A 24,273-nucleotide genomic window follows, 5' to 3' on the forward strand; every position below is an offset into this window, starting at 1 on the left:
CGAGAGGCTCAAAGCTAAGGTCGCCACCCCACGGGCCGGCGATGGCGCGGCTCACCCGAGCGTGAAGCCGTAGGGTGGGCAATCTGCCCACCGCCCCCCTTATGCCGCGTCGTTCTTCTGTTCCGCCAGCGCCGTGTAAAGCGCCGTTTCCAGCTCTTTCTCCAGCTCCTGCGCGCGTTTGATATAGGCTTCGTTCTTCGCCGACGGGATGTTCGGATCCCAGAGCTGCGCCAGCTCGCGCACCGTCTCGCGGTCGTGGTGATAGAAGGTCTCCTGCGCGATGGCGGCCTCGTATTCCGTCATCCCCACCTCTTCGAGCACATAGCGCCCGGCGCGCAGCGAGCTGTCGAACATCTCGCGCACGATCTTGTCGGCGCCGGCCTGGTAGAGCTCATAGACATGGGTGCGGTCATGGGCGCGGGCGACGATGAACACGTCTTCGCGCATCCGGCGGGCAAAGCGCACCAGCTTGGTGGTGGATTTCGGATCGTCGAGCCCGGCCACCAGCACCTTGGCATCCTTGATTCCCGCCGCATGCAGCAGCTCGGGACGGGTCGGGTCGCCGAAGAAGCCGCGATAGCCGAAGCGGCGCATGAGCTCGATGGTCTGCATGTCGTGGTCGATCACCACGGTCTTGTAGCCCGAGCTTTGCACCAGCCGGTTCACGATCTGCCCGAAGCGCCCGATGCCGGCGATGATGATCGGCCCGTCCGCCTCGACCTTGTCGGCGGGCTGGGCATCGCGCGCCTCGTCGATCTGGCGCGAGGCGCGATCGTAGAGGATGAAGAGCAGCGGCGTGATCAGCATCGACAGCGCCACCACCAGCAGCAGCCGCTGGCCGAGCGCCTCGGTGAAGATATTGAGTTGCAGCGCGAAGGAGATCAGCACGAAGCCGAACTCACCCGCCTGCGCCAGCGACAGGGTGAAGAGCAGCCGCCCGCGTCGGCGCAGCCGGAACGCCAGCGCCAGCCCGTGCAGGATCGCGCCCTTCACCACGATCAGCCCCAGCGCCAGCCCGAGGATGGTCATCGGCTCGCGCATGAAGGCGCCGATGTCGATGCCGGCGCCGACGGTGATGAAGAACAGCCCCAGCAGCAGCCCCTTGAACGGTTCGATATCCGACTCGAGCTGATGGCGGAATTCCGAGTTGGCCAGCACCACGCCGGCCAGAAAGGTGCCGAGCGCCGGCGACAGGCCCACCAGCTCCATCAGAAAGGCGATGCCCACCACGATCAGCAGCGCCACGGCGGTGAACATCTCGGGCAGGCGGGCGGAGTTGATATGCCGGAAGAGTGGCCGGGCGCCGTAGATCCCAGCCAAAATGATCAGTGCCACGGCGGCCAGTGTCACCAGCGCCACGCCCCAGCCCGGCAGCCCCTCGACCAGCGACAGGCCGTGATGAACGTCGGCGGCCTCGGCCACCGGGCGCTGGATCGAGCCGTCGGGCCCGAGGCTGGCCGTGGTCTCGACCGCCAGCAGCGGCAGCACCACCAGCATCGGGATCACCGCGATATCCTGCGTCAGCAGCACCGAAAAGGCCGAGCGCCCGCCCGAGGATTGCATCAGCCCCTTTTCGCTGAGCGTTTGCAGCACGATGGCGGTGGACGACAGGGCAAAGACCATGCCGCAGGCCAGCGCCGTGGGCCAGCTCAGCCCCATCGCCATCGCCGCGGCCATGACCGCGAACATGGTCAGCAGGATCTGCGAGCCGCCGAGCCCCACCAGCCTGTGCCGCATGTCCCAGAGCGCGCGCGGCTCCAGCTCCAGCCCGATGATGAAGAGCATCATCACCACGCCGAACTCGGCGAAATGGCGCAGATCCTCGGTCGCGGCGACGAGGTGCAGAACGGGGCCGATGATGATGCCGGCAAGCAGATAGCCCAGGACGGAGCCGAGCCCGAGCCGAGCCGCGATCGGCACGGCGATCACCGCGGCGGCAAGATAAACCGAGGCCTGAAAAAGAAATCCGTCCATAGCTGTCCCGTTTCACTCCATCCGCAACATGATGTGCCAGCCGACCGGCCAATGACAACAGCTGTCGCGCGCGTCCTGTGCGCATCTATGCCCAATACGATAACAAACGCTTGAAAGTGCAGCGGCCTCCCTGCGCCGATACAAGGGGGCAGCTTGACGCAGGCGCCGGGCAGGCGTAAGGCGCTGCGCGTGGCGCTTTGTTACCGGATTGCGGGCCACGTTAAACAAGCCGCTAAAGAGGTCGGACGAAAGCCCCTTTCGCTTGACCGCGGGTGGGGCTTTTTTCAATTGCGGCGTTGGGGCGCCGCGGAGGGACGATACATGACGACCAAGGGACGACGCACCCAGGCGGTGCACGGGGGCACGCAGCGCAGCCAGTGGGGCGAGATGAGCGAGGCGATTTTCCTCACTCAGGGTTTTGCCTATGACAGCGCCGAGCAGGCGGAGGCGCGCTTTATCCAGGCGGGGCCGGACGAATACATCTATGCCCGCTACGGCAATCCGACTGTGGCGATGTTCGAAAAGCGCATCGCGCTGCTCGAAGGCGCCGAGGATGCCTTTGCCACCGCTTCCGGCATGGCGGCGGTGAACGGGGCGCTGGTGTCGATGCTGCGCGCCGGCGATCGGGTGGTCGCGGCACGGGCGCTGTTCGGCTCCTGCCTCTACATTCTCGAAGAGATCCTGCCGCGCTTCGGCGTCGAGGTGGTCTTTGTCGATGGCGCCGATCTGGCGCAGTGGGAGGCGGCGCTGGCGCCCGGCGCCAAGGCGGTGTTCTTCGAGAGCATGGCCAACCCGACGCTGGAGCTGGTCGATATCGAGGGCGTGGCCAAGCTCGCCCATGCCGCCGGTGCGCTGGTGGTGGTCGACAACGTGTTCTCCACCCCGGTCTATTCGAAGGCCATCGCGCAGGGCGCCGATGCGGTGGTCTATTCCGCCACCAAACATATCGACGGGCAGGGACGGGCGCTCGGCGGGGTGATTCTCGGCACGCGGGAGTTCATCCGCAAGACCGTCGAGCCCTATATGAAGCACACCGGTGGCTCGATGAGCCCGTTCACCGCCTGGATCATGCTCAAGGGGCTCGAAACGCTCGAGCTGCGGGTGCGGGCGCAGACGGCCTCTGCCGGGGCCATCGCCGAGGCGGTCTCGGGTCATGGCAAGGTGACGCTGGTCAGCTATCCCGGGCTCGACAGCCATCCGCAGCGCGCGCTGGCGCAGCGCCAGCTCGGCGGGGCGGGGGGCACGGTGGTGTCCTTCGAGATCGACGGTGGCAAGGAGGCGGCGTTCCGCTTCTGCAACGCGCTGGAGATCGTGCTGATCTCGAACAATCTCGGCGACGCCAAGACCATCGCGACCCATCCGGCGACGACCACGCATCAGCGCCTGACGCCGGAGCAGCGCGCCGGGCTGGGCATCTCTGACGGATTGATCCGCCTTTCGGTCGGAATCGAGGCGACGGAGGATCTCGTTGCCGATATTCTCCAGGCACTCGACGCCGTCTGAGGGCGCTCGGAAAAATCGGCGTTCACCGCCTCGGAGGGAAATAAAAGTTGGACCTGCGGCGCATTATTCCTATCTCTGCCTTGGGGAAAGGGTCTGAGAGGAACCTGTGATGAACGTCTTTACGCCGGAAATCGACCGCAAGCCCAGCCAGGAAGAGGCCGCGGCAGCGCTCGCGCTGCTGCGCCGCTATACGGACAAGGCGCAGGATGCCGAGATCGCGGCGCTCGATCCGGCGCTGGCGGTGCTGCGTGACGGTGTCGCCTATCCGGATCTGTCGCGCGACTATCCGGAGGGCTTCACGGTTGATGCGGCGTATCGCGCCACGCTGCCCGACCTTCAGAACGGCCCCGCCTCGCTGATCCGGGGCGAGAACCGGGCGATCCAGCATGTGGGGATCTCGAATTTCCGCCTGCCGATCCGCTACCGCACCCGCGACAATGGCGAGCTGATGCTGGAGACCTCGGTCACCGGCACCGTGAGCCTTGATGCGGACAAGAAGGGCATCAACATGTCGCGCATCATGCGCAGCTTTTATGCCCATGCGGAAAAGACCTTTTCCTTCGAGGTGATCGAGGCGGCGCTGGACGATTACAAGACCGATCTGGAAAGCTTCGACGCACGGATCGAGATGCGGTTTTCCTTCCCGGTGAAGGTCGAGAGCCTGCGCTCGGGGCTTCAGGGCTATCAATATTACGATATCGCGCTGGAGCTGGTGGAAACCGCCGGCGTGCGCCGCAAGATCCTGCATCTGGATTATGTCTACAGCTCGACCTGCCCCTGTTCGCTGGAGCTCTCCGAACATGCGCGCCGCGCGCGCGGGCAACTGGCGACGCCGCATTCGCAGCGCTCGGTGGCGCGGATCTCGGTCGAGATGAAGGAGGGCGGCTGTCTGTGGTTCGAGGATCTCATCGGGCTCTGCCGCAAGGCGGTGCCGACCGAGACCCAGGTGATGGTGAAACGCGAGGACGAACAGGCCTTTGCCGAGCTCAACGCCGCCAATCCGATCTTTGTCGAAGACGCCGCGCGGCTTTTCGCCGAGCAGCTCCAGGCGGATCCGCGCATCGGCGATTTCCGCGTGCTGGCGAGCCATCAGGAGAGCCTGCATTCCCACGATGCGGTATCGGTTCTGACCGAAGGCACCACATTTGCCAATGACAGCCTCGATCCGCGTCTGTTCTCGACGCTGATTCACGCCGGCTGATACCGCGAACGCCGCTGGAATTCCGTGCGCCGCCCGTCTGGGCGGCGCATTTCTTGTGCAGGTTGCTGCGTTGCAGCAAAACGTGATCGGCCCGTTCAGGAAAGCTTCAGGATTTGCCGTAAGTTTGGGGGCGGGAGGAAACCGAAACGAGCGGAGGTTTCCGGAATGAGCGCACAGAACGTCCAGATCGCCATGGGGCGCACGCCCCTGAGACAGAAGATCGACATGTATTTCACCAATCTCGGGCTGGGGCTGAACCCGTATGCCCTGCGTCGCGCCCGCATGCGCGAGATCATCTCTCTGGAGATGAAGAGCGACGCCCAGCTCGCCCGCATGGGTCTCAGCCGCGACGAGATCCTGCCGCATGTGTTCCGGGATCTGCTGTCGGTGTGACCGGCTTGGTCGTCCGTTTGGCGTTTCATGGGGCTGCCGACCCTTTGGCGCTCTTGTCATGAAGGTCCGTTTAGAGGCCTTGGTCCCCTTGCTGGGCCGCGTCTACGCTACGACTGGATTCGTCCGGTCCCAGTCCTAAGCGGTCGGCAGTGCCGGACGTTGGAAACTCTTGGTGATCGTCGAATAGGAAAGGTAGGCGCTCGAAATCTCAGAAGCATTAAATAGAGCCAATAGCCCAAGGATATAGCTTCACTTTAAGGTTAGACGATCTATTGTGATATGCTCTGGCTCGTGATCCGCATCCCATTCGGCGCGAATAATGTCCACGTTTTCGAGATCGTCGCACACACGTCGGATCACACTCTCTATTTTTGGCTCTATGTCCGCTTCGGAGGATAATTTATGGACCTTATAAGGCTCCGGAATCTTCAAAAACGGTATCGGCTTCCAGCGATGCACACTCTTACGGGTAAAGGAGAATGGAGCTATATGAAGCGCCGTACTTCCCAAGCCCTCCGATGCTTCGAATATATCAATCTCTTGGTCGATGATCACGCTGTTGAAGTAAATCTTCACTTGTAGCTCTTTGGCTAAAAGATGACACTCAATCATGTCAAGCTGTCTCGTGTCACGCATGGAGTAAAAGAAGTACATATAGTCCCTTCCTTCCCTCCCGAAATGATCATTCGGAAAGGGTGTCTTCCTGAACTCCGCATGCTCCAAAGTATCTATGACACACTCCTCAAAGAGTGCGACCAAACGTTCGAAGGCTTTTTTCTCTAAGCTAACATTTTTCGGCATCAGTGATCGTTTTCTTCATAATCGCTCTCATCGGGCACGCTGGCGTCGGAGCCACCTGCTGTTCCAGCGCCGCAAGGACAGCATCGTCGCACGGGTCACAATAGTTGACAACAAGGCCACCTGCCACATTGGCTTTGGCAAGTTGCTTCCAGATCGTCAATCTGACGTCAACAGACATACACAACGCTATTGGAAACGCGATGCCAGGCGCGAGAGTGTGGTCAGAGGGGACAGCTTGCACCAGGATGGGAGCAGCGAGCCCAGGTTAGCCCTTCGCCCCGAGAAGCGGACCTTAGTCTAGCCAACGTGGAACGATCGGTGTTTGGACGAAGCGCTTAAAGTGATAGAGGGCACCGCAGGTAGAGCACTCCAACGCCGCCTCATTAGGACTATGAATGAATCAAACTGTCGATATTAAGGTACAGGCCGATTTGTGCCTTAAGTCACTTGAAGCAATACTGCCATTCGCTGATTCTGCCGGCATCGCGACCCACTACGAAGACGCCTACGATGAGTGGGAAGAAATCGTCCAAACGCTATACGCTTCTTTTGTTTTAAGGCCTTTGTGCGATAGCGGAATTATATGGGACGTTAAACAGTTCCGCCGCCTCGGCTTCGAGACTGACAGTGGAGCAAGAGGTGAAATCCTCGTCGACCTCGCCTCTCAGACGTACTTTATCTTTGATATTGCTAAATTCGGGGGCAACCAGATGCGATTGGTTCTCCGCCCGAGAGATCACATAGCTCAAGATACTCTAGCCAGGATCGAAGACTGTGAAAGTTTTCGAGTGGAATTCCTGCCCCCTCCTTAGGCTTCGTTTAATTCCCCAACCGCGCACGGCAATACCAGCCAAAACAATTTTGGAGCCAAACCACCGATCTCTGAGTTCTGTCTGCATCGCGCTTTGGGGAGTGGCCCGAGCAACGCAAGGTTCGCTTCCTCCGATTGGCCGCCGAACAATGAGACAAATACGCCATGTATCGCGAACGTCAGGAAGGTCCGCATAGCGGGCGTAGCCTCCGAACGGAGCGAATGGCTGCTCACTCCGTTATTCCGCGCCCTTCATCGGCCATGGCCGCTTTCGGTTCGCAAGTGACGCCATGGCACACAAGACGCAATGTGAACCGCGTCTTCCGCGCACGGGCCGAGGCCGTCTCCACGGCAATCCGCCCTCCGCCGCTTGACAGCCGCGAAGGGGCAGGCCAACGCTGCGCGCATGTTCGACATACGCCCCGTCGCCTATGTGATCGGCCTGCTGGTCGCCACGCTCGGCGCCACCATGTTTCTGCCGATGCTCGTGGATATCGCCGAAGGGCGGGGCGAGTGGCATGTGTTCCTCGAAACCGGCCTGGTGACCATGCTCACCGGAGGGCTCATCTCGCTGGCCTGCGCCAATGCGGTGAAACAGGGGCTGACGCTGCAACAGACCTTTCTGTTGACCGTGGGCGTCTGGGCGGCGCTGCCGCTCTTCGGCGGGCTTCCCTTCATCTTCGGCGCCACCGAGGCGAGCTTTACCGACGCCTATTTCGAGGCCATGTCGGGGCTCACCACCACCGGCTCCACGGTGTTCTCGGGGCTCGATACGCTGCCCAAGGGGCTGCTTCTGTGGCGCGGCATCCTGCAATGGCTGGGCGGCATCGGCATCATCGTCGTCGCCATGGTGTTCCTGCCCGAGCTGCGGGTGGGCGGCATGCAGGTCTTCCGCTCCGAGGCCTTTGAGACTATGGGCAAGATCCTGCCCCGCGCGACCCAAATCGCCTCGTCGATCTCGACCATCTATGTGGCGCTGACGCTGGCCTGTGCGGTGGCCTACCTATTGTGTGGGATGAACCCGTTCGACGCCACGGTGCATGCGCTCACCACGCTCTCGACCGGCGGTTTCGCCAATTACGACGCCAGTTTCGGCGCGTTTTCAGGGCCGGCGGAATATGTTGCCTCGGTCTTTATGATCCTCGCGGCGTTGCCCTTCGTGCGCTATGTGCAGATGCTCAACGGCAATCGCATCGCGATCTGGCGCGACAGCCAGGTGCGGGTATTTCTCTACACCATCGGAGCGCTGGTCGCGGTGATGGTGGTGACGCTGCTGTCGATCTTTCCGCACCACCCGGAACAGGCGGTGCGCGAGGCGCTGTTCAATATCACCTCGATCATCTCGGGCACCGGCTATGCCTCGGTGGACTACATGGGCTGGGGCCCGTTCCTGATCACGCTGTTCTTCTTCATCGGGCTGATCGGCGGCTGCGCCGGCTCGACCGCCTGTTCGGTCAAGATTTTCCGCTATCAGATCCTCTTCGCGTCGATCGCGGTTCAGCTGAAGCGGATCCGCGCGCCGCATGGGGTCTTTGCGCCGCGCTTTCAGGGGCGCACGGTCGATGACGAGACGCTCTATTCGGTGCTCGCCTTCTTTGGCTTCTTCGTGGTGTCGCTGGGGGTGCTGGCGGTGGGGCTGGGGATGACCGGGCTCGATTTCATCACCTCGCTCTCGGGCGCGGCGACGGCGCTGGCCAATGTCGGGCCGGGGCTCGGCGACATGATCGGGCCGGCGGGCAATTTCGCCGAGATCAACGATACCGCGAAATGGATGCTGGCCTTTGCCATGCTGACCGGACGGCTCGAGGTCATGGCGGTCTTCACGCTCTTCACGCTGCGCTTCTGGCGCGCCTGAGAGGGGGCGGGCAGGGGAGGCCGCCCCGCGAACGGGGCGGCGCTGCCTCAGTTCAGCAGGCCGGCATGGCGCAGCGCATCGTCGAGCCGCGCGCGGGTCGGTTTGGTGACCGGCAGCAGCGGCAGGCGCATCTCTTCGCTGCACAGCCCAAGCCGCGCCATGGCGTATTTCGCACCGCAGAGCCCCGGCTCGGCAAAGATCGCCTGATGCAGCGGCATCAGCCGGTCCTGAAGGGTCAGCGCCTTGCCGTAATCTCCGGCCAGCGTCGCCTCCTGAAGCTCCGAGCAGAGCTTCGGCGCGACATTAGCGGTGACCGAGATGCAGCCGGTGCCGCCCTGGGCGTTGAACCCGTGCGCGGTCGCGTCCTCGCCCGAGAGCTGGATGAACTCCGGTCCGCAGGTGATGCGCTGCGCACAGACCCGCGCCAGATCGCCGGTGGCGTCCTTGACGCCGATGATGCGCGGCAGCTTCGCCAGCTCGCCCATGGTGGCGGGGGTCATGTCCACCGCCGAGCGACCGGGAATGTTGTAGATCACGATCGGGATCTCGGCGCAGTCGTGCAGCGCGGTGAAATGCGCGATCATGCCGGCCTGGGTCGGCTTGTTGTAATAGGGCGTCACCACCAGCGCCACATCGGCGCCGACCTTCTCGGCGAACTGCACAAAGCGGATCGCCTCGTCGGTATTGTTCGACCCGGCGCCCGCGATCACCGGCACGCGGCCGCCGGCGGCGGCGACCACGCAGGCGATCACCGCCTCGTGCTCGGTATGGGTGAGGGTGGGGCTTTCGCCCGTGGTGCCCACCGGCACCAGCCCGTGGCTGCCCTGTTCCACATGCCAGTCGACCAGACGTTTGAGCGTGTCGAAATCCACTGCGCCGTCCTTGAACGGCGTGACCAGGGCAGGCATTGACCCTTTCAACATGACACGCTCCTTTGCTTCTGTTTCTATCTCAGGCGGAACACCGCAACCTGCCGGGAATGTGAATTGGACGCGTTCCGGCGGCACGGTATCCTCTGGCACGCGTCTATTCCTTTTCAGATCGGAAATTGCAAGCTCATGTCGCGCCTCTGCGCCCTTCTCCTCCTGATCGTCACGACCTTACCGGCCAGCGCCCAGCAGGACAGGCCGCTGGCACAGGCCATGCATGCCATGCGCGGCGGCAACTGGGCCGCCGCCCTGATCGATTCGCGCGGCGACGGTCAGGCGGCGCTCGACGTGATCCTGTGGCATTACCTGCGGTCGAGCCGGGGCGACCCCGGCCAGATCATGGATTTCATCGCCCGCAATCCCGACTGGCCGGGCATGCCCTATCTGCGCGAAAAGAGCGAGATTGCGATCTCGGAATCCGGCGACGCCGGCATCGTGCGCGCGTTTTTCCAAGGCTACCGTCCGCAGACCGGCGCCGGGGCGCTGGCACTGGCGCGCGCCTATCGGGCCGAGGGCGAGACCGGCGCCGCCGAAGCCGAGGTGGTGATGGCCTGGCGCACCCTGCCGCTGTCGTCCGAGGAGCGTCAGAGCTTTCTGTCTCAATGGGGCACGCTGCTAGAGCCGCATCACGAGGCGCGGCTCGACATGGCGCTGTGGAAGGGTTGGGAATCCAACGCCCGCGCCATGATCCCGCTGGTGAGCGAGGGCTGGCAGACGCTGGCGGAGGCGCGAATCGCGCTCCGGGACATGGAGGCCGGGGTCGATGCCCGCATCGAGGCGGTGCCCGATGCGCTCAAGGATCATCCCGGGCTCGCCTATGAGCGCTTTCTCTGGCGGGTGCGCAAGGGCCGCGACGCGGATGCGGTCGCGCTGCTGCTGGCGCATTCGCAGAGCGCCGAGACCTTGGGCGAGCCCTGGGCCTGGGCCGGGCGTCGCGACGATCTCGCTCATGCGCTGATGCTGGAGGGAAACTATCGCGAGGCCTATCGCGTCGCCTCCAGCCACCATCTCAGCGAGGGCGCAAATTTTGCCGCGCTGGAATGGCTCTCGGGCTATCTGGCGCTGCGCTTCCTCGACGATCCGCAAACCGCGCTGGCGCATTTCCGCGGCCATGGCGAAGAGGTCGACACGCCGATCTCGCTGGGCCGTGCCGGCTACTGGACGGGCCGGGCGCTGGAGGCGATGGGCGACAGCGAGGGCGCGATGACCGCCTACAAGCAGGGCGCGCGCTGGCAGACCTCCTTCTACGGGCTGCTGGCCGCCGAAAAGGCCGGTCTGCCCGCCGATCCCGGCCTCTCGGGCACCGAGGAGTTTCCCGACTGGCGCGAGGCGCCCTTTACCCAGTCGAGCGTCTACAAGGCGGCGATCCTGCTGCTGGCCTCGGGCGAGCTGAGCCTCGGAGAGCGCTTCCTGACGCATCTGGCGGAGGGGCTCGACCGCCAGCAGATCGGCCAGATGGGGGACATGCTCGCCGAGATGGGTCGTCCGCATGTGCAGGTGATGCTGGGCAAGCGCGCCGCGCGCTACGGCATCGAGCTGCCGAAACCCTATTACGCGCTGCACCCCGATATCTTGAAAACCGAGTTTCCGGTGCCGAAAGAGATGGTGCTGGCCATCGCGCGGCGCGAATCCGAGTTCGATCCGACTGTCGTCTCCGGCGCCGGCGCGCGCGGGCTTATGCAGCTCATGCCGGGCACCGCCAAGGAGGTCTCGGGCTGGCTCAATATCGCCTATTCCCACGACGGGCTGACCGAAGATCCCGCCTATAACGCGCGGCTGGGCTCGGCCTATCTCGCGAGCCTCGCGCGGCGCTTCGACGGCAATGCGGTGATGATGGCGGCGGGCTACAATGCCGGGCCGTCGCGTCCGATCCGCTGGATGGAGCAGTTCGGCGACCCGCGAAAGGGCGAGATCGACGTGGTGGACTGGATCGAGATGATCCCCTTCAACGAGACCCGCAACTACGTGATGCGCGTCACCGAGAGCCTGCCGGTCTATCGCGCCCGGCTGGGCCGCGACCCGCTGCCGGTGCCGTTCAGCCAGGAACTGACGGGCAATACGCTGCTGGCGACGGACTGAGCGCCGCGCCCGGGCTCAGCCGAGGGCCCGGCGCAGGATCTCCATCACGCCTTCGGCGGTCTCGGCGCTCTGCACGAAATCGAGCAGCGAGGCATCGGCAAAGCCCTCATCGGCGATATGGTGCAGCAGCGCCTTGAGCGGGCCCCAGAAGCCTTCGGAATCGAGCAGCACGATGGGCTTGTCATGCAGGCCGAGCTGGCGCCAGGTCAGCACTTCGAAGAACTCGTCGAGGCTGCCGGCACCGCCGGGCATCACCACGATGGCATCGGCATTCATCACCATGACCTTCTTGCGCTCATGCATGGTCTCGGTGACGACAAAGCGGGTGAGATCGGTCTTGCCGACCTCGCGTTGCAGCAGGTGCGTGGGGATCACGCCGAAGGTCTCGCCGCCGCCCGCCTGCGCCGCCCGCGCGACGATGCCCATCAGGCCGACATCGCCGGCGCCATAGACCAGCCGCCAGTTTTCAGCGGCAAGCGCGTGCCCCAGCGATTCGGCGGCGCCTGCATAGGCGGCAGAGCGGCCCGGACGGGAGCCGCAATAGACACAGACGGATTTGGGGGTCATGGCGCGGGAGATTCCAATTTGCCGTTTTGACCGGTGATAGCGGGATTGCTATAGGTTCTCAACCGCGCTGCATTGCGGCGCGCCGGGGACATAAGGGACGAGATGGACACAAAGCTTCTGGGCTGGGGAATTCTGGGCGCCGTGGCGCTGACCGCCGCGCTCTATCTCGGCGGGGTGATCGGCCCGGCGACGGTCCCCGTCGCGCCGCCCGAGCCCGCGCCGGAAACGGCGGAGAGCGCTCCCACCCCCGCCGCGCCCGAGGCCGATCCGTCTCCCGCGGCACCGGCGGAAACCGCCGCCGTCGAAACCGTGGCGCAGCCCGGCACCGATGCGCCCGCACCGCAGCTCGCCCCCGTACCGCCGCGCTTCGATCTGGTGCGCGCCGATCCCGGCGGCCAGACGCTGATCGCCGGCAGCGCCGCGCCCGGCGCCGAGGTCACCGTGGTGCTGGACGGCGCGGCGCAGCCCTCGGCGCCTGCCGATGCCAGCGGGCGTTTCGCGCAGTTCCTCGATCTGCCGTCCTCGCCCGAGCCGCGCGTGCTGCGTCTCAGGATGGTCTGGCAGGGGCAGGAGATCGAATCCGAAGGGGAGGTGATCCTGGCGCCGCCCGCGCCGCCGCCCGCCGCCGGCGCGTCGGATGTCGTCGCCGATGCTCCGCCACCGATGGAGACCGCGCCCGATGCGGAGGCACCCGAGACCGATGCCGCCGCGGAGACCGGCACCGCCGCCGTGCTGCTCTCCAGCGCCGAAGGGGTGGAGGTGCTGCAACCCTCCGCGCCCACCGCGCCGGGCGAGGTGGCGATCGACGCCATCACCTATGACAATGCCGGCGGGGTGACGCTGTCGGGCCGGGGCAGCGCCGAGTCCGAGCTGCGCATCTATCTCGACAACCGCTCCGTCGCCACCGCGCGGGTGCCCGAGAGCGGTCGCTGGCGCGCCGCGCTGCCACAGGTCGAGAGCGGCACCTATACGCTGCGGGTCGACCAGATCGACGCCGCGGGCGAGGTCAGCGCCCGCGCCGAAAGCCCCTTCCTGCGCGAGGATCCCGAACGGCTCGCCGCCGCCAGCGACGCCGCCGATCCCGGTGCCGCGCCGCTGCGGGCGGTGACCGTGCAGCCCGGCCACACGCTCTGGGCACTGGCCCGCGACCGCTATGGCGAGGGCATGGCCTATGTGAAGCTCTTCGAGGCCAATCGCGACCAGATCCGCGATCCCGACCTGATCTATCCCGGGCAGGTCTTCGACATGCCGGACTGACCCCGGGCTTTCATCTTTCCGGCAAATACTCCCTCGCTCCCGCCGTTCCGGGTGCGCCTTCGGGGCAGCCGTGCCCCGGACGGGACCCGGCCATGCTCTGGCACCTGCCGCCCGACAGGGGTATGGGACAGCCGAGCCCAGCCACGAGGATCGCCATGCCCACCGACAGCACAGCCGAGATCGCCCGCGAGGAACGCCGCTCGGGCTGGCGCACAATCCGCCGGGTCGGTCCCTATCTCTGGCCCGAGGGCCAGACCTGGGTGAAGCGCCGGGTGGTGATCGCGCTGGGCTTCCTGCTGCTTGCCAAGCTGATCGCCGTGGGCACGCCGATCCTCTACAAGCGCGCCGTCGACAGCCTCTCGGGCGACGTGCCCGACCTGATGCTCGGCGCGGTGGGGCTGACGGTGGCCTACGGGCTGGCGCGGCTGATGAATGTCGGCTTTCAGCAACTGCGCGATGCGGTCTTTGCCCGGGTCGGGCAGCGCGCGCTGCGGCGGCTGGCGCTCGAGACCTTCACTCACATCCACCGGTTGAGCCTGCGCTACCACATCACCCGCAAGACCGGCGGGCTGTCGCGTATCATCGAGCGCGGGGTGAAGGGGGTGGAGTTCCTGCTGCGCTTCCTGCTCTTCAGCGTCGGCCCGCTGATCATCGAGCTTTTGCTGGTGGCGGGGGTGCTCTTCGTGCTCTTCGACGTCTGGTATCTGGCGGTGGTGGCGGTGACCATCGCGCTCTATGTCTGGTTCACCTTCAAGGTCACCGAATGGCGCGTGCGCCTGCGCCGCACGATGAACGAGCAGGACACCGACGCCAACCAGAAGGCGATCGACAGCCTGCTGAATTTCGAGACGGTGAAATATTTCGGCGCCGAGACCCGCGAGGCGGCGCGCTACGATGCCGCCATGCGCGGCTACGAAGCGGCGGCGGTCAAGACCAGCACCTCGCTCGCCATGCTGAATTTCGGCCAGTCCCTGCTGATCACCTCGGGGCTGGTGATCGTCATGGTGATGGCGGCGCTGGGGGTGCAGGCGGGCGACCTGACCGTGGGCGATTTCGTCATGGTCAACGCCTATATGATCCAGATCACCATGCCGCTGAACTTCCTCGGCACGGTCTATCGCGAGATCCGCCAGAGCCTCGTGGATATGGGCCAGATGTTCGAGCTGCTCGACCAGAAGCAGGACGTCACCGACACGCCCGGCGCACAGCCCATCCAGGTGACCGGCGGGGTTGTGGAATTCGACCATGTGGCCTTTGGCTACGATGAGGAGCGGCCGATCCTCAAGGGCGTGTCGCTGCGCGTCGGCGCCGGGCATAACGTAGCGCTGGTCGGGCCGTCGGGCTCGGGGAAATCCACCATCGGGCGGCTGCTCTTCCGTTTCTACGACGTGCAGGGCGGCGCGATCCGCATCGACGGGCAGGATCTGCGCGAGGTCACGCAGCAAAGCCTGCATGCCGCCATCGGCGTGGTGCCGCAGGACACGGTGCTCTTCAACGACACGATCCGCTACAATATCGCCTATGGCCGCGACGGCGCGTCGGAGGCCGAGATCGTCGCGGCGGCACAGGCGGCGCAGATCCACGCCTTCATCGAAAGCCTGCCCGAGGGTTACGACACCCAGGTGGGCGAGCGCGGTCTGAAACTGTCGGGCGGCGAGAAGCAGCGGGTGGGCATCGCCCGCACCCTGCTCAAGAACCCGCCGATCCTGCTGCTCGACGAGGCGACCTCGGCGCTCGACACCGAGACGGAGGCGGAGATCCAGACCGCGCTGAAACGCGCCGGCGAAGGCCGTACGGTGATCACCATCGCGCACAGGCTCTCGACCATCGCCGATGCCGACCGCATCGTGGTGCTGGAAAAGGGCGAGGTGGTCGAGCAGGGCACGCATGAGGCGCTTCTGGCGCGCGGCGGGCGCTATGCGCAGCTCTGGGCGCGTCAGCAGGCGGAACGCGACGCGGCCTGAGCCGGGGGCAAATTTTTTGCCAAAAAATTTGGGCGCGAGCGGGGAATTGGTCAAGTAATATGACCGGGCTTGTTTCCGATAGGAAACTTACGTAGGTGAAAGGGATACCCGAATCCGCCTGGAGGCTTGCCATGACCGACCGCATCACCCGCAACGGTTTGCAGATCGACCCTGTTCTGTTCGAATTCCTCGAAGAGAAAGCGCTGACCGGCAGCGGTGTGGAACCGGCGCTGTTCTGGGAAAAGCTGTCGGAGCTGGCGCATGGCTTCGGCCCGCGCAATGCCGCGCTGCTGCAAAAGCGCGAGGAGATTCAGGAAAAGATCGACGCCTGGCATCTGGCGCATAAGGGCCAGCCGCATGACGCCGCCGCCTACCGTGCCTTTCTCGAAGAGATCGGCTATATCGTCCCCGAAGGCCCGGATTTCCAGATCGAGACCGCCAATACCGATCCCGAATTCGCCTCGGTGCCCGGGCCGCAGCTGGTGGTGCCGATCACCAATGCCCGCTATGCGCTGAACGCCGCCAATGCCCGCTGGGGCTCGCTTTACGACGCCTATTACGGCACCGATGCCATGGGCTCGCTGCCCTCGGGCGGCGGTTTCGACATGGATCGCGCGGCGCAGGTGGTGGCCACCGCCAAGGCGTTTCTCGACGAGACTTTCCCGGTCGCGGGCGGCAGCCATGCCGGCGCGGACGGCTATTCGGTGGTCGGCGGCACGCTGCGGGTCTCCGGCAAGCCGCTGGAGAGCCCGGCGCAATTCGCGGGCTATCGCGGGTCTGCCGAGGCGCCCGAGGCGGTGCTGCTGCGCAATAACGGCCTGCATGTGGAGCTGGTGATCGACCGGGATCATTTCATCGGCAAGACCGATCCGGCGGGGCTGGCGGATGTGCTGATGGAGGCGGCGGTCTCGGCGATCATGGATTGCGAGGATTCGGTCGCCTGCGTCGATGGCGAGGACAAGGCGCTTGCCTATGGCAACTGGCTGGGGCTGATGGCGGGCGATCTCGCCGATACGTTCGAGAAGGGCGGCAAACCGGTCACCCGCACCCTGCATGCCGACCGGAGCTATACCGCGCCCGACGGCTCGGAGCTGGTGCTGAAGGGCCGTGCGCTGATGCTGGTGCGCAATGTCGGCCACCTGATGACCAACCCGGCAATCCTGCTGGAAGACGGCTCGGAGATCTATGAAGGTCTCATGGACGCGATGGTCACCACGCTCATTGCCAAGCGCGATGTCGACAAGACCGGGGGCCCGCGCAACTCCACCAAGGGCTCGGTCTATGTGGTCAAGCCCAAGATGCACGGGCCGGAAGAGGTGGCGTTTGCCGACGAGATCTTTTCCTTTGTCGAGGACGCGCTTGGCTTGCCGCAATACACCGTCAAGCTCGGCATCATGGACGAGGAGCGCCGCACCTCGGTGAACCTCAAGGAATGCATCCGCGCGGCGAAGCATCGGGTGGCCTTCATCAACACCGGCTTCCTCGACCGCACCGGCGACGAGATGCATACCTCGATGGAAGCCGGGCCGATGATCCGCAAGGGCGATATGAAGGGCACCGCCTGGATCGCCTCCTACGAGGACCGCAATGTCGATATCGGTCTGGCCTGCGGGCTGCGCGGCAAGGCTCAGATCGGCAAGGGCATGTGGGCGATGCCGGATCTGATGGCCGATATGCTGAAAGCCAAGATCGGTCACCCGCAATCGGGCGCCAACTGCGCCTGGGTGCCGTCGCCCACCGCCGCCACGCTGCACGCGCTGCATTACCATGCGGTGGATGTGCTGGCGCGTCAGGCCGAGATCGCCGCCGGCGGGCCGCGCGGCACGCTGGAGGATCTGCTGACCTTCCCGGTGGCCACGGGCGCCAACTGGTCCGACGACGAGATCCGCGAGGAGATCGAGAACAACGCGCAGGGCATCCTGGGCTATGTGGTGCGCTGGGTCGATCAGGGCGTCGGCTGCTCCAAGGTGCCGGATATCCACGATGTCGGGCTGATGGAGGACCGCGCGACCTGCCGGATCTCGTCGCAGCATCTGGCGAACTGGCTGCATCACGGCGTGGTTTCCGAGGGCGAGGTCATGGCGGCGATGAAGAAGATGGCCGCCGTGGTGGACCGGCAGAACGCGGGCGATGCCGCCTATATGCCGATGGCACCGGGCTTTGACGGGGTGGCCTTCAAGGCGGCCTGCGACCTGGTCTTCGAGGGCCGGGTGCAGCCCTCGGGCTATACCGAGCCGGTGCTGCACAGGCGCCGGCTGGAGCTGAAGGCCGGTTGAGGATTTGCGCCGCGGCTTTGCCGCGTCACTCCGCAGGAGTGCTTGAGGGTCACCCCGGAGGGGTGCTCTAGGAATGGCGCCGCGGCAAAGCCGCGTCGCCGGGGGCGCGGGCCTGCGGCCCGCGCGAAATGCGTATTTGCAAAGAGAAGACGCGAAGGGAGATTGAGATGGCCGGGATTTCGCTGAGCCGGGCGCGGGTGATGATCCGCAAGACGCTGGAACGAGGCAAGGAGCTGGGGCTCAACCCGCTCTCGGTGGTGGTGCTGGATGCGGGCGGCAATATCATCGCCTTCGAACGGCAGGACGGCGCCAGCCCGGGCCGGTTCCAGATCGCCCATGGCAAGGCCTATGGGGCCGTGATGCTGGGCATGCCGGGCAGCGCACAGATGGCGCGCGCTGAAGCACAGGCCTATTTCATCGCCGCCGCCAACGGCGCCTTTGGCGGGCAGCTGATTCCCGTGCCGGGCGGCGTTTTGGTCAAGGATTCCAAGGGCCGCGTTCTCGGCGCGCTCGGCGTGACCGGCGACAGCTCCGACAATGACGCGGCTGCCGCGAAAGCAGGCGTCGAGGCCGCGGGGCTGGTCGCAGAGGTCTGAGCGGTCTTTCAGCGGGGCGGGCGATGCACTATGTTTCAGTGCAGTAGCAGAGAAATGAGGTTTCCATGGCCCGCCCGGTCGTCGGTATCATCGGCAATCACCATCTGATCAACGACAGTTACCCGGCGCATGCGGGCGGCGAGATGAACACCGAAGCCGTGGCCTGCGTCTCGGACTGTCTGCCGCTGCTGATTGCCGCCGATCCGCGTTTTGTCAGCGTCGAGGAGTTGATGGAGGTCTGCGACGGCTTCCTGCTCACCGGCGGGCGGCCGAATGTGCACCCGGAGGAATATGGCGAGGAGGCGACCGAGGCACATGGCGCTTTCGACCGGGCCCGCGACGCCATCGTGCTGCCGCTGGTGCGCGCCTGCGTCGAGCGCGGGCAGCCTTTCCTCGGCATCTGCCGGGGCTTTCAGGAGGTCAACGTCGCCATGGGCGGCACGCTTTACCCCGAGATCCGCGATCTGCCGGGCCGCATGAATCACCGCATGCCGCCCGACGGCACCATCGAGGAGAAATTCGCCTTGCGCCACAAGGTGACGCTGAGCGAGGGCGGGGTGTTTCACAAGCTTTTCGGCGCGCCGGAGGTGATGACCAACACGCTGCACGGGCAGGGGATCAAGCGCCCCGGTGCCCGGATCGAGATCGAGGGCTTTGCCCCCGACGGCACGCCGGAGGCGCTTGTGGTCAAGGGCGCGCCGGGCTTCACGCTATCGGTGCAGTGGCATCCGGAATGGGACGCGGCCAACGACCCGGTCTCGCGCCCGCTCTTCGAGGCGTTTGGCGAGGCGGTGCGCGCCTGGGCCGCGAGCAAGCGCACGCCGCAGCGGATTTCCGCCTGATCCTTTGCCGCACCTTGCTCTGACGCAAGGCGTCTTCCGCATATCCGCGCTACCCTGACTGCGTTTTTGCAGAGGGAGGCAACGATGCGCGTACTCGTTCTTTATGCCACCACCGAAGGGCAGACCCGCAAGATCTGCCGTTTCGCCGCCGATCGTCTGGTGTCGGAGGGCCATAGCGTCGAACTGCTCAATGCGGAAGATGCCGAGGGGCTTGATGCCGGGCGCTTCGATGCCGCGCTGCTGGCGGGCTCGGTGCATATCGGAAAGATCCAGCCGGCGCTGATTGCTGCCGCGAGGGAGCACGCGGGGGCGCTGGCCAAGATGCCGACGCTCTATCTGCAAGTCTCGCTCGCCGCCGCCGGCAAGGATCCGGGCGAGCTGGAGGAGCTGCGCGAAATCGCCCGGGAGGCGGCGGAGGGCTTTGGTTGGGAGCCGTCGCGGACCGAGCAGGTGGCCGGGGCGTTCCGCTTTTCCGAATATGATTTCTTCAAGAGCTGGGCGATGCGCTGGATCGCGTCGCAGCATCGTCAGGAGGTCGATCCCGGACGCGACAGGGACTATACCGACTGGACGGCGCTCGGAGAGATCCTCGACGACTGGGCCGCGAGCGCCGCCGAGCGGCGCTGAACCGTCCCTTGTTCGGTCAGTGTGTCGGGGAGGTCGCCCCGACCGCACGAAACCGCGATTCGCCGACGCTGAAAGCGCCGGTCACGGGCCTGCGCGGCGGCTGTCCGGCGTCCGATTGCCTGCCGGGCCGGGAGAAAAGGCAAACTCTTGCCGGGCAGGGCGTTTCGGCCCCTTCTGCGCCTGATCCGGCGGTCCCGGCGGCCTGGCTGAAACCGCCGCTGCCGCGGGTTTCAGCGGTCTCAATCAGCGAAAGATTTTCCGGTTGTGAAAGATGGGCGTTCGACTCGACATTTCCCGCCGGACGTTCGAAAAGCGCAGCACGTTCGGGCGAAGCGGCGGCTTCGTCCCGCGTATGTGTCGGGAGGAGGGTCCGGCGCGAAGCCGGGCAAAAAGGACTGTGTTTTCAAAAGGAGCCAGAACTCATGAAGACGAATGTAAAGCTGCCCGACGTCACTTTCCGCACCCGCGTGCGCGACGAAAGCGTGGGCGGCCCGAACCCGTTCCGCTGGCAGGACATGACCACGGCGGATTACTTTTCCGGCAAGCGCGTGATTCTGTTCTCGCTGCCCGGTGCCTTCACCCCGACTTGCTCGACCTACCAGCTTCCGGGCTTCGAGAACAATTTCGAGGAGTTCAAGGCGCAGGGCATCGACGAGATCTACTGTCTCTCGGTCAATGACAGCTTTGTCATGAACCAGTGGGCCAAGGCGCAGGGCATCGAGAACGTCAAGGTGATCCCCGACGGTTCGGGCGAGTTCACCCGCAAGATGGGCATGCTCGTGAACAAGGACAATCTCGGCTTTGGCGTGCGCTCCTGGCGCTATGCGGCCATCGTCAACAACGGTGTGGTCGAAGCCTGGTTCGAAGAGCCCGGCCTGATGGACAACTGCCCGGACGACCCCTATGGCGAGTCGAGCCCGGAAACCCTGCTGGCCTATCTCAAGCAGGCGGTTGCGGCGGAATAAGCCTTTCGCAACAGACGATTAAGAGCCCCGTCGTGCCCGGCACGGCGGGGCTTTTCCTTGCGCGGGCTCAGCGTGCCGCCCGCTCGGCGTGCTGCGCCGCAAGGTGGTGACGATCGTCGAGCGAAGAGAGCAGCACCGCGATCGCGATGCCCACGCTGGCGCCCAGCAGCGTGTCGAGCACCCGCTCCGGCGCCATGGCGGCGCCCGATGCCTGCGGCGCGGCAAGCTGGGTCATCAGCAGCGCCATCGGGGTCACAAAGATCTGCCCCAGCGCGTAATTGCTGCCGATTACCAGCTCGGTGACGAATTGCAGCACGAACAGCACGGCGATGACCGTCCAGGCCGAGGGGTCCTGGATCAGGATGACCCAGGCGAGGGTCGCGCCCAGCATCGTGCCGGCCAGCCGTTGCAGCGCCCGGTGCAAGTTGATGTGCAGATGCGGCCCCTGCATCACCGCAAGCGCGCCCATGGCGGCCCAGACCGGGTGATCCGCGCCGGCGAGATGGCTGACAAAAAGCGCAATGGCGGCGCCGACCACGATCCGCGCGGCGGCCAGCAGCCGGTGGTTCAGCGGGCGCGCGGGCTCGGCGGGAAAGCGGCGCTCGGGGCCGGGGCGGTGGCGAAACCCTTCGGTGATCAGGCAGATGAGCCAGGCGAGCAGCGCGACGGCGGCGGTGGCGGCGCCGCGCTCCAGCACATCGGCAAAGCTGCCGGGATGGCTCAGCGCCGCGCCGGCGGCAAAGACGAAGATCAGCGATCCCGGCGGGCCGAACCGGCCGGTGACGGTGACGAAGAACAGCACGCCGCAGGCCAGCGCCAGCAGCAGCAGCTCGGCGGTGGCGGGCAGGCCGAGCCAGGCAAGAGTGGACATCGCGAGTACCGCCAGCGTCTGGCAGAGCGCGCTGAGCAGGACGATGCGGCTGCGGCCCCGGCGCGTCTCGAACCGTCCGAAAAGCGCTGCGAGCGCGCCGAGCGCGGCAAAGCCGATCAGATGCGCCCAGGGTGACAGCAGCACCAGCGGCAGTGCGATGGCCACGGTCAGCCCGGCCTGAAGACCCACCAGCATCGAGTTGCGCAGCGACGGCTGGCGCGCCAGCGTGGCACTGTCTTCAAGGTGCCAGCGTTGCAGCAGGTGGCGGGCGGAATCGATCCGCCGCGGCGCTGTCATGCCGGAGGAGAGGGGCGGTTGAGGGGCGGCGCTCATGCGGGGTTTTCCTGTAGCTCGGTCAGGCGCCTGTCGATGGCTTCGAAATGGCCCAGCATACGGTCGATCTCGGCATCGCTCAGATCGGCCATGATCCGCGCCTCGACGCTGGCCAGCTCCCTGCGGATCTCCGCCACCCGGCGCTTGCCCCGGGCGGTGAGATGGATCAGCCGGGCGCGGCTGTCGTTTTCGTCGGTGCGCCGCTCGACCAGACCCTGACGCGAGAGGATGTCGATCACCCGCACGAGGCTCGACCCGTCGACGCCGACCAGCGCGGCAAGGGCCTTTTGCGTGATGCCGCCGCCGGTCTCTTCGAGATGGATCAGCGGCACCCAGGTGGCATCGGTGAGACCGGCTCTGGCCAGATGTGTATCGAGCGCGCGGCGCCAGCGCCGGGCGAGCAGGGAGAAGCGGATTCCAAAACGGAATCGGGGGGAGGAGGAGGGCGTGACCATGACGCGGATATAGCGGATTAAATTTGATTTGCAATTCAAACTTATTTGACGCGCCGAGGCCTGCCGTCCCCGGCGGAGGGCGCGGGGCGGGACCGCTGTGCCGGGCCCTGCGCGGAGCGGAAAATCTGTCGCGTTGCCCGTATATTGGCCGTTTGGTCTCTGCCGCATGGAAGACCGCGGGACGGAGCTTCGGGCGGGCCAGATTCCGCGTGACCTGGGGCCGGCGGCCACCTAGTTTGGACGCAATCATAAACGGTGCCGGAGGCGCCGAACCGACCCGACAGGAAAACCACCATGACCACCGACCAGCCGCTGCCTTTCACCTGCCGCAAATCGCCCGCGCGGGGGGCGCGGGGGGTTGTGGTGACCAACCACCCGCTGGGCTCCGCCGCGGGCCACGAGATGATGGCCATGGGCGGCAATGCGGTGGATGCGGCGGTGGCGGCGCTGCTGACGCTGACCGTGGTCGAGCCGATGATGGTCGGCATCGCCGGCGGCGGCGTCTCGCATCTGCGCCTGCCGGATGGGGGGCATACGGTCTATGACTGCCTGTCGCAGGCCGCCGAAAGCGCGGTGCCCGACATGTTCACGCCGGTCTCGGACCGGCTGCCCGATTACATGGAGACCGCCGGGCGCAAGAACCTCGTCGGGCCTGCGGCTGTGGCGGTGCCGGGCAATCTGCGCGGCTGGTGCGCGATGCATGCAGACCATGGTGCGCTGCCCTTCGCCGATGTCATCGCGCCCGCGATCCGCCACGCGGCGGGCGGTTTCCGCGTGACGCAATACCTGTCGTCGAATATCGACCGCCATGCGGAGGATCTGGCGAAAGATCCCGAGATTGCGCGGCATTTCCTGCCCGATGGCACCCCCGCCAAACCCGGCCACCGGCTGGTGCAGGGCGATTATGCCGAGAGCCTGAAACTCATCGCGCGCGAGGGGGCGGAGGCGCTGCATGGCGGCGCGCTGGGGCAGGCGCTGGTCGACCGGCTGGCGGTGGAGGGCGCCGAGCCGGGGCTGGTCACCATGCGCGATCTGGAACGCTACGAGGCGCGCGAGCGCGACGCGATCTTCGGCAGCTATCGCGGTTTCGACATCGCCGGCCCGCCGCCGCCGGCCTCGTCGGGCGTGCATGTGGCGCAGATGCTGAACATGCTCGAAGCCTACGACATGGCGGCCATGGGGTTTGACAATCCGGACCGCCTGCACCTGCTGGCCGAGGTGATCCGCATCGGCTTCGAGGACCGCCGTGCCGCTTCGGGCGATCCGGATTTCGTCGATATCCCGGTCGAAAAGCTGATCTCCAAGGACTACGCCGAGGCCAGCCTTGCCCGCATCCGCCCGGCCGGGGGCATCAGCGCGGTGCCACCCGGATATGAGAGCCGGAACACCACCCATATCACCGTGGCCGATGGCGACGGCATGATCGTCTCGGCCACCCATACGATCAACGGACTCTTCGGCGCGCGCTTCATGGTGCCGGGCACGGGGATGATCCCCAACAACTACATGTATAATTTCGACCCGCATCCGGGAAAGGCGCTGTCGATCCAGCCGGGCAAGCGGGTGCCGACCTCGATGGCGCCGATGATCGTGCTGAAGGACGGCGCACCGCGTTTTGCGTTGGGGCTGCCGGGGGCGGTGCGGATCTTCCCCAGCGCCATGCAGTCCATCGTCAACATGATCGATTTCGGCATGACCCCGCAGCAGGCGGTCGAGGCGCCGCGCCTCTGGACCGAGGGTGCGCATGTGGAGCTGGAACCGGACTATGCGCATCACAAGGCGGCGCTGGAGGCGATTGGGCACGAGGTGAAGCTGGTGCCGCATATCGGCGGCGGCATGAACGCGATTGCCTTCGGGGCCGATGGCGAGATGACGGGGGCGGCCTGCTGGCGCGCCGACGGCACGGTCTCGGCTTTGGGCGGCGGGCTTGCCGACGAGGGTGTGGCGTTCCACATCTGATCGCAACGGGATCGC

General features: G+C 65.6%; 20 protein-coding genes and 1 riboswitch. Of the genes, 14 read left to right on the top strand and 6 right to left on the bottom strand.

Annotated elements, in window-relative coordinates:
* Window positions 1-99: 99 nt before the first annotated feature.
* A complete protein-coding gene (locus tag Ga0080574_RS18105; protein WP_076702949.1) occupies window positions 100-1,974 on the bottom strand; it encodes a monovalent cation:proton antiporter-2 (CPA2) family protein in 1,875 nt (624 codons plus the stop codon).
* Between the two features lie 179 nt (window positions 1,975-2,153).
* A riboswitch (SAM riboswitch) is annotated at window positions 2,154-2,231 on the top strand.
* Window positions 2,232-2,295: 64 nt separating this feature from the next.
* Here Ga0080574_RS18105 and metZ point away from each other — a divergent pair.
* The 3 genes from metZ (at window position 2,296) to Ga0080574_RS18120 (ending at window position 5,071) form a co-directional block, all read left to right on the top strand.
* Window positions 2,296-3,477, top strand: coding sequence for an O-succinylhomoserine sulfhydrylase (gene metZ, locus Ga0080574_RS18110; protein WP_076702951.1), 1,182 nt, complete (start codon window positions 2,296-2,298; stop codon window positions 3,475-3,477).
* 109 nt (window positions 3,478-3,586) lie between these two features.
* On the top strand, window positions 3,587-4,678 hold the full coding sequence (gene folE2 / locus Ga0080574_RS18115; protein WP_076702953.1) for a GTP cyclohydrolase FolE2: 1,092 nt from the start codon (window positions 3,587-3,589) through the stop codon (window positions 4,676-4,678).
* A 165-nt stretch (window positions 4,679-4,843) separates the two neighbouring features.
* Window positions 4,844-5,071, top strand: a complete 228-nt coding sequence (locus tag Ga0080574_RS18120) for a hypothetical protein (protein ID WP_076702955.1) — start codon at window positions 4,844-4,846, stop codon at window positions 5,069-5,071.
* A 249-nt stretch (window positions 5,072-5,320) separates the two neighbouring features.
* Here the strand turns inward: Ga0080574_RS18120 and Ga0080574_RS18125 are convergent, their stop codons facing one another.
* Window positions 5,321-5,872, bottom strand: coding sequence for a hypothetical protein (locus Ga0080574_RS18125; RefSeq protein WP_156876398.1), 552 nt, complete (start codon window positions 5,870-5,872; stop codon window positions 5,321-5,323).
* 395 nt (window positions 5,873-6,267) lie between these two features.
* On the opposite strand from Ga0080574_RS18125, the gene Ga0080574_RS18130 reads away from it, so the two are divergent.
* Window positions 6,268-6,684, top strand: a complete 417-nt coding sequence (locus tag Ga0080574_RS18130; RefSeq protein ID WP_076702960.1) for a hypothetical protein — start codon at window positions 6,268-6,270, stop codon at window positions 6,682-6,684.
* A 405-nt stretch (window positions 6,685-7,089) separates the two neighbouring features.
* Window positions 7,090-8,538 carry a TrkH family potassium uptake protein gene (locus Ga0080574_RS18135; protein ID WP_076702962.1) on the top strand — a complete coding sequence of 483 codons (1,449 nt, stop codon included), beginning with the start codon at window positions 7,090-7,092 and terminating at the stop codon, window positions 8,536-8,538.
* Between the two features lie 47 nt (window positions 8,539-8,585).
* On the opposite strand, the gene dapA is transcribed toward Ga0080574_RS18135, so the two are convergent.
* Window positions 8,586-9,461: a 4-hydroxy-tetrahydrodipicolinate synthase gene (gene dapA, locus Ga0080574_RS18140; RefSeq protein ID WP_076702964.1), complete on the bottom strand. Its 876-nt coding sequence runs from the start codon at window positions 9,459-9,461 to the stop codon at window positions 8,586-8,588.
* Window positions 9,462-9,596: 135 nt separating this feature from the next.
* On the opposite strand from dapA, the gene Ga0080574_RS18145 reads away from it, so the two are divergent.
* On the top strand, window positions 9,597-11,546 hold the full coding sequence (locus Ga0080574_RS18145) for a lytic transglycosylase domain-containing protein (RefSeq protein ID WP_076702966.1): 1,950 nt from the start codon (window positions 9,597-9,599) through the stop codon (window positions 11,544-11,546).
* A gap of 15 nt (window positions 11,547-11,561) precedes the next feature.
* On the opposite strand, the gene Ga0080574_RS18150 is transcribed toward Ga0080574_RS18145, so the two are convergent.
* On the bottom strand, window positions 11,562-12,113 hold the full coding sequence (locus Ga0080574_RS18150) for an LOG family protein (RefSeq protein ID WP_076702968.1): 552 nt from the start codon (window positions 12,111-12,113) through the stop codon (window positions 11,562-11,564).
* Window positions 12,114-12,215: 102 nt separating this feature from the next.
* Between Ga0080574_RS18150 and Ga0080574_RS18155 the strand changes: the two genes are divergently transcribed.
* From Ga0080574_RS18155 to Ga0080574_RS18185, 7 genes are all read left to right on the top strand, one after another.
* Window positions 12,216-13,370, top strand: a complete 1,155-nt coding sequence (locus tag Ga0080574_RS18155) for a LysM peptidoglycan-binding domain-containing protein (RefSeq protein WP_076702970.1) — start codon at window positions 12,216-12,218, stop codon at window positions 13,368-13,370.
* 155 nt (window positions 13,371-13,525) lie between these two features.
* The gene (locus Ga0080574_RS18160; RefSeq protein WP_076702972.1) at window positions 13,526-15,334 is read left to right on the top strand and encodes an ABCB family ABC transporter ATP-binding protein/permease; all 1,809 of its coding nucleotides are present in this window, start codon (window positions 13,526-13,528) and stop codon (window positions 15,332-15,334) included.
* Between the two features lie 131 nt (window positions 15,335-15,465).
* Window positions 15,466-17,610, top strand: coding sequence for a malate synthase G (locus tag Ga0080574_RS18165; protein WP_076702974.1), 2,145 nt, complete (start codon window positions 15,466-15,468; stop codon window positions 17,608-17,610).
* Window positions 17,611-17,777: 167 nt separating this feature from the next.
* Window positions 17,778-18,206: a GlcG/HbpS family heme-binding protein gene (locus tag Ga0080574_RS18170; RefSeq protein ID WP_076702976.1), complete on the top strand. Its 429-nt coding sequence runs from the start codon at window positions 17,778-17,780 to the stop codon at window positions 18,204-18,206.
* 65 nt (window positions 18,207-18,271) lie between these two features.
* Window positions 18,272-19,048, top strand: coding sequence for a gamma-glutamyl-gamma-aminobutyrate hydrolase family protein (locus Ga0080574_RS18175; protein ID WP_076702978.1), 777 nt, complete (start codon window positions 18,272-18,274; stop codon window positions 19,046-19,048).
* Between the two features lie 84 nt (window positions 19,049-19,132).
* On the top strand, window positions 19,133-19,675 hold the full coding sequence (locus Ga0080574_RS18180; RefSeq protein WP_076702980.1) for a flavodoxin domain-containing protein: 543 nt from the start codon (window positions 19,133-19,135) through the stop codon (window positions 19,673-19,675).
* A gap of 422 nt (window positions 19,676-20,097) precedes the next feature.
* Window positions 20,098-20,640 (top strand): peroxiredoxin, encoded by a 543-nt coding sequence (locus tag Ga0080574_RS18185; protein WP_076702982.1) that lies wholly within the window; start codon window positions 20,098-20,100, stop codon window positions 20,638-20,640.
* A gap of 67 nt (window positions 20,641-20,707) precedes the next feature.
* Here Ga0080574_RS18185 and Ga0080574_RS18190 read toward each other — a convergent pair whose 3' ends face one another.
* On the bottom strand, window positions 20,708-21,844 hold the full coding sequence (locus Ga0080574_RS18190; protein ID WP_156876399.1) for an FUSC family protein: 1,137 nt from the start codon (window positions 21,842-21,844) through the stop codon (window positions 20,708-20,710).
* A complete protein-coding gene (locus Ga0080574_RS26990) occupies window positions 21,841-22,467 on the bottom strand; it encodes a MarR family winged helix-turn-helix transcriptional regulator (protein ID WP_442975560.1) in 627 nt (208 codons plus the stop codon). Before Ga0080574_RS26990 ends, Ga0080574_RS18190 begins: the two co-directional genes overlap by 4 nt.
* A gap of 126 nt (window positions 22,468-22,593) precedes the next feature.
* Here Ga0080574_RS26990 and ggt point away from each other — a divergent pair, with 126 nt between their 5' ends.
* Entirely contained in the window at window positions 22,594-24,258 is a 1,665-nt protein-coding gene (ggt, locus tag Ga0080574_RS18200) for a gamma-glutamyltransferase (RefSeq protein WP_076702987.1), read from the top strand.
* Window positions 24,259-24,273 lie beyond the last annotated feature (15 nt).

The sequence above is a fragment of the Salipiger abyssi genome (genome assembly GCF_001975705.1).
GTDB classification, from domain to species: Bacteria; Pseudomonadota; Alphaproteobacteria; order Rhodobacterales; family Rhodobacteraceae; genus Salipiger; species Salipiger abyssi.

What these genes read in the sequence shown, in the direction of transcription:
- Ga0080574_RS18105 (WP_076702949.1), bottom strand. Translation starts at nt 1,974, where the DNA reads ATGGACGGATTTCTTTTTCAGGCCTCGGTTTATCTTGCCGCCGCGGTG.
- metZ (WP_076702951.1), top strand. Translation starts at nt 2,296, where the DNA reads ATGACGACCAAGGGACGACGCACCCAGGCGGTGCACGGGGGCACGCAG.
- folE2 (WP_076702953.1), top strand. Translation starts at nt 3,587, where the DNA reads ATGAACGTCTTTACGCCGGAAATCGACCGCAAGCCCAGCCAGGAAGAG.
- Ga0080574_RS18120 (WP_076702955.1), top strand. Translation starts at nt 4,844, where the DNA reads ATGAGCGCACAGAACGTCCAGATCGCCATGGGGCGCACGCCCCTGAGA.
- Ga0080574_RS18125 (WP_156876398.1), bottom strand. Translation starts at nt 5,872, where the DNA reads ATGCCGAAAAATGTTAGCTTAGAGAAAAAAGCCTTCGAACGTTTGGTC.
- Ga0080574_RS18130 (WP_076702960.1), top strand. Translation starts at nt 6,268, where the DNA reads ATGAATCAAACTGTCGATATTAAGGTACAGGCCGATTTGTGCCTTAAG.
- Ga0080574_RS18135 (WP_076702962.1), top strand. Translation starts at nt 7,090, where the DNA reads ATGTTCGACATACGCCCCGTCGCCTATGTGATCGGCCTGCTGGTCGCC.
- dapA (WP_076702964.1), bottom strand. Translation starts at nt 9,461, where the DNA reads ATGTTGAAAGGGTCAATGCCTGCCCTGGTCACGCCGTTCAAGGACGGC.
- Ga0080574_RS18145 (WP_076702966.1), top strand. Translation starts at nt 9,597, where the DNA reads ATGTCGCGCCTCTGCGCCCTTCTCCTCCTGATCGTCACGACCTTACCG.
- Ga0080574_RS18150 (WP_076702968.1), bottom strand. Translation starts at nt 12,113, where the DNA reads ATGACCCCCAAATCCGTCTGTGTCTATTGCGGCTCCCGTCCGGGCCGC.
- Ga0080574_RS18155 (WP_076702970.1), top strand. Translation starts at nt 12,216, where the DNA reads ATGGACACAAAGCTTCTGGGCTGGGGAATTCTGGGCGCCGTGGCGCTG.
- Ga0080574_RS18160 (WP_076702972.1), top strand. Translation starts at nt 13,526, where the DNA reads ATGCCCACCGACAGCACAGCCGAGATCGCCCGCGAGGAACGCCGCTCG.
- Ga0080574_RS18165 (WP_076702974.1), top strand. Translation starts at nt 15,466, where the DNA reads ATGACCGACCGCATCACCCGCAACGGTTTGCAGATCGACCCTGTTCTG.
- Ga0080574_RS18170 (WP_076702976.1), top strand. Translation starts at nt 17,778, where the DNA reads ATGGCCGGGATTTCGCTGAGCCGGGCGCGGGTGATGATCCGCAAGACG.
- Ga0080574_RS18175 (WP_076702978.1), top strand. Translation starts at nt 18,272, where the DNA reads ATGGCCCGCCCGGTCGTCGGTATCATCGGCAATCACCATCTGATCAAC.
- Ga0080574_RS18180 (WP_076702980.1), top strand. Translation starts at nt 19,133, where the DNA reads ATGCGCGTACTCGTTCTTTATGCCACCACCGAAGGGCAGACCCGCAAG.
- Ga0080574_RS18185 (WP_076702982.1), top strand. Translation starts at nt 20,098, where the DNA reads ATGAAGACGAATGTAAAGCTGCCCGACGTCACTTTCCGCACCCGCGTG.
- Ga0080574_RS18190 (WP_156876399.1), bottom strand. Translation starts at nt 21,844, where the DNA reads ATGAGCGCCGCCCCTCAACCGCCCCTCTCCTCCGGCATGACAGCGCCG.
- Ga0080574_RS26990 (WP_442975560.1), bottom strand. Translation starts at nt 22,467, where the DNA reads ATGCGGCAGAGACCAAACGGCCAATATACGGGCAACGCGACAGATTTT.
- ggt (WP_076702987.1), top strand. Translation starts at nt 22,594, where the DNA reads ATGACCACCGACCAGCCGCTGCCTTTCACCTGCCGCAAATCGCCCGCG.